Origin of the sequence: Bacteroides sp. 41_26, from assembly GCF_949740115.1 — a bacterium.
Classification (GTDB): domain Bacteria; phylum Bacteroidota; class Bacteroidia; order Bacteroidales; family Bacteroidaceae; genus Bacteroides; species Bacteroides nordii.
In genome coordinates this window covers 134,964-143,763 of sequence record NZ_CATJGZ010000067.1, presented here as the reverse complement: position 1 = coordinate 143,763, position 8,800 = coordinate 134,964, and the positions used below count along the sequence as shown (strand labels likewise).

Here is an 8,800-nt window from a genome sequence, read left to right as displayed (position 1 = left end):
TGAAAAATGAGAGAAAAGAGATAACTAATTGATTTATAAAGTTAATAACAAATAAAAAAGTATTCAATTATTAGGAATACAACATAGAAGTATGAAGAAGTTATTTTTAATTGTATGTTTGGGAATGTTGGTATTCGGTTGTTCCTCTATTTATAAATCTAATTCAAATGAAAATAATATGAATGAATTTGGACGGAGGTACGAATTACAAGTGTGTAATTTTTCAGAAATACCTAAAAGCTTATTGGAGAATATAGATAAAATGGGAATGGATGGTACTTTAATACTCAATGAATATGAAGGACGATATTTAAATTTTGTTTTTAAAGTAGATACGTTAGATTTTAATCTTGTAGGGAAAAAGGTTGGTTTTTTTAAAAGTAAAATAGAATATTTTAGAGACACTCGTAGGCGTTTAAAAAATAACTATACCATTTGTAGTAGTTTATATATTTTTGATGCTGTTCAAAAAGTAGAAAGTGGAGGTTATGATGCTGCTATTACTGATGGGAATATATTTGTAATGCCAATAGAAAAAGTTGTTAAAAGATTAAAGAAATATTAATCAAAAAGTATGAAATGGAATTTTAATAATGATCTGTTGCGATAATTGAATATTTTGAATGACTGTCAATTTTAGATGTTTTCCGAAGTATTGGTGTAATTAAACAAATAAAAATGTTCAAATGATAAGGATATGTTTTGTTCTATTCTTTTTAGTGGTTGGTGTTGCAAATAGCATATGCCAAAATAATAATAAGTTGCAAACTATTTCTCAGATTGCTTCTGATGACAGTATAGTAGTTTCAGCTATTGACGCTCTTCTTGTTTATCCATTAACAAGCGATAAAAGTATTGAGAAATATAAGAAAAGGGTAGGTGTAAATCGCGGTTTTGTTTATCCTTTATTAATTTTAAATGACATAATAATAAGAGATTAGAAAAAAGTGAATTGCTTTAGAAACCGGTTTGATTTTACGAATATAAAAAATACAAAACTAATTTCAAAAGCAAAAGCAGAGAAAAAAGGGATTCCCAATGTGCCGAAAGACGGAGTATTATTTGTAACTACTAAGAAAGGGTATTATTTTGATTTTTCTTGTGAATAAATAATACTTGTGTATACTGATGTTTTTTTATGAGATTTGGAATGATACACTTTTTCTTAAAAATAAAAATATGAAATCCATAAAGGTTACTATATTGGTATTTATTGTTGCCGTTTTTACTTCTTGTGATTGTTTACAACATATACAAGGTGTTGTGGTTGATTCTGAAACCCGATTGCCAATAAATAAGGTAATGGTAAAAAGAGTAATGGCAAAAGAAGACAGCAGAAACTGGGCTATATATACGGATAGTCTTGGAAATTTTGAAATTACCTCAATGACAGGTGGTATATTTGGTTGTCCTAAAATCTCACTCTCTCTTGAAAAAGAGGGATATAATAAAGTGAAAAAAAATATAAGTGTTGTACAGGTAATGTCGTTATTGCTTTAGAAAGGCAAGCGGAAGGAAAAACGGAAAAACGTTAACTAATTAAACAGTATAAAACTATTTATATCATTAAAGATGAGAAAGGCATTTATATTTATTTTGTTGAGTGTATATTTTCTCTCGTGGAGCAATGAAGTTGCTTCGCAAGAGCGTATAAACTTGAATAGAGACTGGCGATATCAGGAGAATGATCCCAGTGGAGCTGATAGTACTTTGCATTATTCACGTCTGAAACCCTATTTACTGCCTTGTGCCAATGATTTTATCAAATCGGGGCAGAAACATATTCGTCCGGCAGGAAACCCGGGAGGCGAGGTGGCTTACGTGAAACCGGATTTTGACGATAGTAGCTGGAGGCAGTTGAACCTTCCGCACGACTGGGCTATTGAAGGACCTTTTAATATAGATTATGTAGGAGCTACCGGAAAATTGCCTTATTGGGGAATACGCTGGTATCGTAAATCCTTTGAGTTGAATCCTAAAGATATCGGAAAACAAATTTATCTGGATATAGATGGGGCGATGTCTTACTCGTCTGTCTGGTGTAATGGGCAATTCGTCGGTGGATGGCCGTATGGTTATGCTTCTTACCGTCTTGATCTGACTCCTTATGTGAAAGCCGGAAAGAAAAATACACTGGCTATCCGTCTGGATAATCCGGATGATGCTTCCCGCTGGTATCCGGGATCGGGAATTTACCGGAATGTATGGTTGGTGAAAACATCTCCTGTACATGTGGCACAATGGGGAACCTTTATCCGTAACAAAGAGATCTCTACTGATAAAGCAGTGATGGATATGACCCTCCAATTGGAAAATAATACGGGGAAGAGTGTGCAGGCAAGCGTGAAGACTGATATTTATGAACAGGACGAGACAGGAAATCCTAAAGGCACTAAGGTGGCTTCCTGCCCTGCGATGAAAGTGAAGATGGAGCAACAAGCTACTACCGAGTTACAGTCCGGTTTTGTTGTGCCTAATCCTAAATTGTGGGAAATTGAATCTCCCGCCTGTTATGTGGCAGTGACCCGCATTGAAGTAGACGGTCGTGAGGTGGAATGTTATCAGACTCCTTTCGGTATACGTGAGATTGAATTTACTCACGATCAGGGATTTATGCTGAATGGCCGTAAAGTACCTATAAAAGGAGTTTGCATGCACCATGATCTCGGAGCATTGGGGGCAGCCTTCAATGAAGTGGCAGCCGAGCGCCAGTTACGCATAATGAAAGAGATGGGAGCCAATGCAATTCGTACTTCACATAATCCACCTGCACCTGAATTGGTAGCTCTTTGTGACCGTATGGGCTTGATGATGCAATTGGAGTTTGTGGATAGCTGGCATAAAGGGAAACGGAAAAATGATTATAATATCCTGTTTGATGATTGGAATGAAGCAGATATGCGTTCGTTGGTTCGTCATTACCGGAATCATCCGTCAGTGATCATGTGGAGTATCGGTAATGAGGTACACGATCAGGTTACAGATCTGGGTATAGAGATTGCCCGTAATCTTACTGCTTACAGTCATGATGAAGATCCTACGCGTCCTACTTCGTTGGGATGCAACAAACGGGATGCGATTTATCGTGATATTGTCAATCAGGTGGATATATTCGGGCTGAATTATTATCATAAGACATATCCTTTGTTTAAAGAGCAGAATCCTACACGCCGCTATCACGCCAGCGAGACCTCTTCGGCTACCAGTTCCCGTGGAGAATATTTCTTCCCGGTGACGAAGAATGTGAACGACAGCCGTTCCGGTTTTCAACTCTCTTCGTATGATGTGACTACTATCGGATGGGGATGTATGCCGGAAGAACAATTCAAAATGAATGAGGCATATCCGTTTATGAGTGGAGAATTTGTGTGGACGGGGTTCGATTATTTAGGAGAACCTACGCCTTATAATAAAGATCTGACCAATCTGCTGAATTTCTCTGATCCTGTAGAGTTGGAGGCGGCTAAAAAAGAGTTGGAAGAGTTAGGCAAAATAAAAACTCCATCCCGTAGCTCTTATTTTGGAATTGTGGATTTATGCGGATTCCCTAAAGACCGTTACTATAATTATCAGAGTTATTGGCGTAAAGAACTTCCGTTGGTTCACATCCTTCCGCATTGGAACTGGCCGGAGCGGGTAGGAGAGGTTACACCGGTTCATATTTATACTTCGGGTGACGAAGTGGAACTTTTCTTAAACGGGAAGTCGCAAGGCAGACGGAAGAAAGAGCATTCTTATGATCGTCTCACCTGGGATGACGTTCGGTATGAACCGGGAGAACTGAAGGCGATAGCTTATAAAGAGGGGAAACAGTGGGCGGAACAACAGGTAAAGACAACAGGCCAGCCTGCTGCATTATCTGTCAATCCGGAGAAGAAGACTCTTCGAAATACTGGTACGGACCTGTCTTTTGTGCGTATTGATGTTGTAGATAAAGAAGGGTTGACCGTTCCCCGTACAAAGAACCTGTTGAAGTTCTCGGTTAGTGGTCCGGTGGAGATTGTAGCTACCGATAATGGCGATGCCACCAGTTTTGTTCCCTTCCAGTCTCATGAACGTGAGGCATACAATGGGCTTTGCCTGGTCATTCTTCGTTCTGTATCCGGTAAGGCGGGTGAAGCTGTCCTGACAGTAGAGTCAGAGGGACTTCCAACGAAGAAGGTCAGTCTGCAAGTGGTGGCCGATGTTAAGTGAGTTGTGTATGGGAAGTAAAATAAAGACAATAAGATTGCTGGCAGGTATGTGCTTGCTGGCAATCAGTGTATCAGCACAAAATATTGATGTAAAGGGTACTCCGTGGGAAGGTGATGAGATTCTGAAGACACCTGCTTATCGGGTAGTTGCCGAAGATTCCATCCGGTCCATTCAGTTTGAAGGGTTGCCGTATAAGGGGCATACGAAACAGGTTTTTGCTTTTTATGCTACACCCGGTATGTTGAAAGGCGATCGTTCTATAGACAAACAGCTCCCCGGTGTTGTATTGGTGCATGGTGGGGGTGGAAGAGCCTTTCGCGAATGGGTGTTACTATGGGCACGTCGTGGATATGCTGCCATAGCTATTGACACCCGCGGTAATGGAGCGAATAAGGAACATATTGAGAACGGTTTTGAAGAAAACGGTAAAGATACCCCTTATTTTGATGTGACATTACCATTGAAAGAACAGTGGATGTATCAGGCTGTAGGAGATGTAATACTATCTCATTCTTTGTTGCTTAGCTTTCCTGAAGTAGACAAGAAGCGTACGGCACTTACCGGTATCAGTTGGGGAGGAGTTCTGACCAGTGTTGCTACCTCATTAGATCATCGTTTTCGTGCGGCTGTTCCTGTTTACGGATGTGGCTTTCTTGCTGAAAGCGGACGGATGAAACAGCAGTTGGATAAGCTTTCTCTATTGGAACGTGAAACGTGGATAAAGCAATATGATCCTTCTGTCTATCTGTCGCGTGCCAAATGTCCGGTTCTCTTTTTGAATGGTACGAATGATGTACATTTCTATCTGCCGAGTATGACGCAGAGTGCTGCATTGGTTTCCAAGGGGCAGGTATTGATAAAGTATAAATTAAGGCATGGTCATGGTCATGGTTGGAATAACCAGGAAATCGGTACTTTTATAGATCATTATCTGTGTAATGGCCCTGCATTACCGAAAATAAAGTCGTTTCGGCTACAGGATAACATGCTTTCTGTGAAGGCTGTTTCATCATCACCTGTCCAAAAAGTAGTTCTCTATTATACTACAGATACAAATGTAGAGCAGGAGAAGTGTGAGTGGCATTTTGTAGAAGCTGTTCCTTCGGGTAAAGAGTGGAAAGTTGAATTACCTCAAAAGGTTGTTCGTTGGTTTGTAAATGTTACGGATAACTCTGGTAATCAATTATCCGGAGATTTGCAGGAATAGATAATGTTGATTTTTCATTACGCAGTATAGGGCTTTTCTTTTCCGTACAGTAACTCTTTGTAATATCTTATAGTTCTTTTGTTTATTTGTCGTAGAGAATCGCTCCGTTTCTCTACGACAAACAGAGTGTTCCTCCTAGAGGAACGGGATGATTCTCTACGAGGAAAAAAATAACAGATGTAATTGGTTGATATATAATAATTTATCGTGTAATGCCATTTGTCCTCTTTTTTTGTCTGTCATTTTCTTTTTTGAGTGTATCTGTAGTTTTTAAATAATTACAAACCTCAGTCAGATATACTAAAATTGTATTACAATAGGATAAAATATATTCATAAGCGACATATAAATACTTCTTTTTGTTGCAGTGTATTTTCTTTTCGTTACTTTTGCGGTTATACTCCCGAAGTATCGCTTTTAGAGTAATCAGTTTAAGTGTTTTTCGGAAAGCAGCGAAACTATCAAAAGACACATTTAAGCTGAATGGGGAGCTGTATGTTGTAAATCAACGATATACGCACCTTTTCAGTATATAGGATGTGTCTGGGGTGTTTGCTGCACCTCCGAAAAACTTATATATTGGAATTGGGTACGTTTTTTGTACCAAATTTCAGTTATACAATAATATAAAGAGCATGAGCATATTGAGATACAGATTTTATTTATCTGGTAGGCAGCAAGAGTCTGATACTGATTCTCCTTGTCCTTGCCTGATGAAAACGGATATGGAAGAATCTGAAAATATATATGATTTTTTGAAGGATTACTTTTGGGAAATAGAATCTGAAAAAGATTGGAGAAAGCTTTCTCTTTCAAACTTGAAATGTAGTCGTTGTTTGTTGTGTGCTGCACTGAAACTTGTAAAAAAGGAGAAAGATAAATACGGAAAAGAAAATGTTGCCAGATTGGCTACTGCAAAATCCATTGTATCAAAGAGGTACTTCAAGTATAAATTGCTAAAATGGTTTATGTGGATGAAGAAATCATAATACCGGAGCCATGTGAAACCTTATTATTCTTTATGTAACAGATAAATACCTGTTTTTCCCGTTAACATTTTAACGGACTATTTCAATATCTATTTTTGTGGATACAAAAGTATATACTTTTGGGGTATTAAAGTACGTACTTTTAGGATATAAGAGTACGTATTTAACACAGACTTAAATACGTACTCTTGTAATATAAAGTATAGATGTTGATAATTGTTTGATATAGAATAATATAAATAGTAATATAATACAAAGAGGATACCCATCACGGGTACCCTCTTCTCTACATTATTCACCAAATAAATAGTGTGATTGACTTATTCTATTCTAAAACTAAATTCGGATCTGATAGAGTATACGTCTCATAACTGGTTACAAACTCATCAATACAGTTTGGCTCCGGATGATATACCGTACGAAGTTGGATCTCCATTGTATCGTCTCCTCCTTCGAGCATGATCGGATAAATCATGTTGTCGTTTTCATCACATAAGTCTGCAATGTTGTATCTTAAGTCTGTCACCTTTGTACCGTCTATTTTAGTATAGCATACTTCATAAGCTACAGCATTTTCATACCTCGTCTTTATTTTGAAACTATACTTATCAGGCATTTGATGATAAGTGAAATCAGTAGGGCTGGTATTAATAATCGCATTCTGATAAGAATCCCCGTAGCTGATAGCTGTTATACTATATTTGATAGAGCGGAGATCATGTTCTGCATTATTGTTGTAGAAGTTAAAGCTGTAGCTTCCTTCATCCAGGCCTGTGATTATGAAACTACCCGGATTGTCCGGAGTTGTTTTGTGTACTTCGTATTCACCGCTTTCCCTGTCCATACTCCACATAGCGGTAGTTGTTGCTACCTTTGGATCTGAAAGCCAATAGAGCACTTTTACTCTTTCTTTTCCGGGATAGATCTTCACAGAATCGAAGCGTGCCAGATAGATCGTTTCACCATCCGCCAAGTATTTATCATGCAAAGAGTTCATATCTGAGCAAGCGCATAAAGCAGATACAGCAGCGATCAGTATATAATTTATCTTTTTCATTCTTTTAATCGTTTAATAGTTACTTTTTTCTTTCCTTATTTACTCGGCAGGAGTTTCCGGTTCTGGCTCTGGTTCCGGTTCCGGGGTAGATTCTTTATTCGGGTCTTGTCCCCAGAATTCTAATTCGGAAATATGTATCATCTCAGTACCTCCCCAGGTTTTGTCAATTTGGAACATAAGATAACGTACTTCGTAAGCAGAACCATAAGTGAAGTCATAATCTTCACCTCCGGCACCTTTTTCGATATCTTCATCCGTACAGCTCTTTTTACCTACCGGCAATCCTGATGGTTTAATTGATTCATATTCGCCCAGCAGCGTCCATGGATGTTCACCTTCGTTAACCGGATTCACACGTGCTTTGTCATCAGGTGAACCGTATACTTTGAATATTCTCGGATTACCGTGATTGTAAACCCAGTCGGCAGTACCACGCTGATAGAGTTTGAAACGGCTCAGACGGAAGGTACGTCCCATATCGAATGTGAAACATACCGGGAATGGGTATCCGGCAGGTGTATGGAAAAAGTTACTGCTGCTGGTACCGTACATCGTTTTACCATCCCACAATTTTTCGATGGTATAGTTAGTACTATACTGTCTGTAAGGTATATCCGGGTCATCATTCCATTTTTTGAAATACTGTTGTGTTTCATCTTTCGGTTTGATAAATTCTTCGTAAAGAGGTACCAGAGTCACCGATTTAACATCTGTTTTATTTCCCCAGCGGTCTCTAACCTGTACATAAAAAGTATGGGGTACGGCTTCATATCCACGTATATACGCTGTACCATCTTTGGCACTTGAGTAATAATTACCCACATTCTGCTGTACATCCGAACCTTCCATGATATCTTCCGATACCATTATCACGATGTTTCCTCCTGTCGGGTTTTCCCAGCTAACTTGCATTCCACCGAAAGTTGGTATCAACTCCATTGAGTTTTCTACGTCATAAATAGCAGATTGTGCCGGGTTGACGGTAAATTCTACCGGAGTAGAAAAGTTATGGCTACGGTCTACAGCATACAATGTTACTTGGCGTGGTTCGGCTTTGGCAAAACCGTCTATTTTGATCTGAGTTCCGTACATAGACGATTTTACTACCATTTTTTCACCTGTATCCAGTGTATATTCGGCTTGTACATATAGCAAATCGCGATCATCCGGCAGTACATAACTCAATATGGCACCTCCTGATACTTGTTCCACCTGTTCCACGTTAGTTATTGGTTTGGGTGGGATGTTATCCACCGGATATTGTCCGATGAATTCTTCCTGGCAGGAAAACAGGGCTCCTGCGGCGAGCAGTAATAAGAATATTTTTTTCATGATTACGTTTTGTTTTAATAT

At 38.8% G+C, this 8,800-nt stretch carries 8 protein-coding genes; 6 read left to right on the top strand and 2 right to left on the bottom strand.

Annotated elements, in window-relative coordinates:
- Window positions 1-91: 91 nt before the first annotated feature.
- The 6 genes from QX565_RS09050 (at window position 92) to QX565_RS09025 (ending at window position 6,390) form a co-directional block, all read left to right on the top strand.
- Window positions 92-565, top strand: a complete 474-nt coding sequence (locus QX565_RS09050; protein ID WP_289292591.1) for a DUF8192 domain-containing protein — start codon at window positions 92-94, stop codon at window positions 563-565.
- A gap of 121 nt (window positions 566-686) precedes the next feature.
- Window positions 687-941 (top strand): hypothetical protein, encoded by a 255-nt coding sequence (locus tag QX565_RS09045; protein ID WP_289292590.1) that lies wholly within the window; start codon window positions 687-689, stop codon window positions 939-941.
- Between the two features lie 238 nt (window positions 942-1,179).
- The gene (locus QX565_RS09040; RefSeq protein WP_155896556.1) at window positions 1,180-1,500 is read left to right on the top strand and encodes a hypothetical protein; all 321 of its coding nucleotides are present in this window, start codon (window positions 1,180-1,182) and stop codon (window positions 1,498-1,500) included.
- A gap of 72 nt (window positions 1,501-1,572) precedes the next feature.
- Window positions 1,573-4,194, top strand: a complete 2,622-nt coding sequence (galB, locus tag QX565_RS09035) for a beta-galactosidase GalB (RefSeq protein ID WP_289292589.1) — start codon at window positions 1,573-1,575, stop codon at window positions 4,192-4,194.
- A 7-nt stretch (window positions 4,195-4,201) separates the two neighbouring features.
- The gene (locus QX565_RS09030) at window positions 4,202-5,401 is read left to right on the top strand and encodes an alpha/beta hydrolase family protein (protein ID WP_289292588.1); all 1,200 of its coding nucleotides are present in this window, start codon (window positions 4,202-4,204) and stop codon (window positions 5,399-5,401) included.
- Window positions 5,402-6,126: 725 nt separating this feature from the next.
- Window positions 6,127-6,390, top strand: a complete 264-nt coding sequence (locus QX565_RS09025; RefSeq protein WP_289292587.1) for a hypothetical protein — start codon at window positions 6,127-6,129, stop codon at window positions 6,388-6,390.
- A gap of 325 nt (window positions 6,391-6,715) precedes the next feature.
- Here the strand turns inward: QX565_RS09025 and QX565_RS09020 are convergent, their stop codons facing one another.
- Entirely contained in the window at window positions 6,716-7,447 is a 732-nt protein-coding gene (locus QX565_RS09020; RefSeq protein WP_289292586.1) for a DUF4998 domain-containing protein, read from the bottom strand.
- Window positions 7,448-7,486: 39 nt separating this feature from the next.
- Complete coding sequence (locus QX565_RS09015; RefSeq protein WP_289292585.1) at window positions 7,487-8,779, bottom strand: DUF5000 domain-containing lipoprotein; 1,293 nt, start codon at window positions 8,777-8,779, stop codon at window positions 7,487-7,489.
- Between the last annotated feature and the right edge of the window lie 21 nt (window positions 8,780-8,800).